This is a genomic window from Streptococcus sp. E24BD, from assembly GCF_041807825.1.
GTDB classification, from domain to species: domain Bacteria; phylum Bacillota; class Bacilli; order Lactobacillales; family Streptococcaceae; genus Streptococcus; species Streptococcus entericus.
This window is the reverse complement of the sequence record NZ_JBGTZB010000084.1, coordinates 1-538: the sequence shown is the minus strand read 5'-3', so window position 1 is coordinate 538 and position 538 is coordinate 1. Positions and strand designations below refer to the sequence as shown.

General features: G+C 41.4%; 1 protein-coding gene. It reads right to left on the bottom strand.

The window, feature by feature from the left end; translation table 11 throughout:
* Nucleotides 1-73: 73 nt before the first annotated feature.
* A partial coding sequence (locus tag ACERC5_RS10190; RefSeq protein WP_373660679.1) for a lysostaphin resistance A-like protein occupies nt 74-538 on the bottom strand: 465 nt, incomplete at its 5' end.

Here is a 538-nt window from a genome sequence, read left to right as displayed (position 1 = left end):
TATTCAGCCTCCTTTACCATTTACTATTAATTTACCGCGTACGACAACATTTGTCAGCTCAAAATTTTTATTTTCATAGTGAATTTACGATTAAAACAAAGCTATTCCACAAAACATGTAAAACCATCGCCCCATAGAGGTCTGTCTGCTTTCTCATGACACCAAGGCATAAACCAAATCCCAGATACACTAACCAAGCACTCAGACTAGCTGGGTGATGGGCTAAGGCAAAGATAAGACTGGTTACCAACAGGGCTTGATAAGGAGCTGAGAATAAGTCCCATAGACAGCCTCGGTAAACTACTTCCTCTACTAGACTGGCATTGACAAGAAACAAGCCAAAGACAAGAAAGGGAACTTGGCTTTGAACGTCTATCAAGGTTTCTTGATTGCCTGAGTGAACAGGTGACACTAAACCAATAAGAGTGGACAAGACCACCATTAGGCTCAAACACTCCAAGACCCAAGCTAGTCTTGTCTTGTGTGAAACTTGACTAGGCGACTTTCTGACCAGCAAAATTACACTTGTTAGGTATAG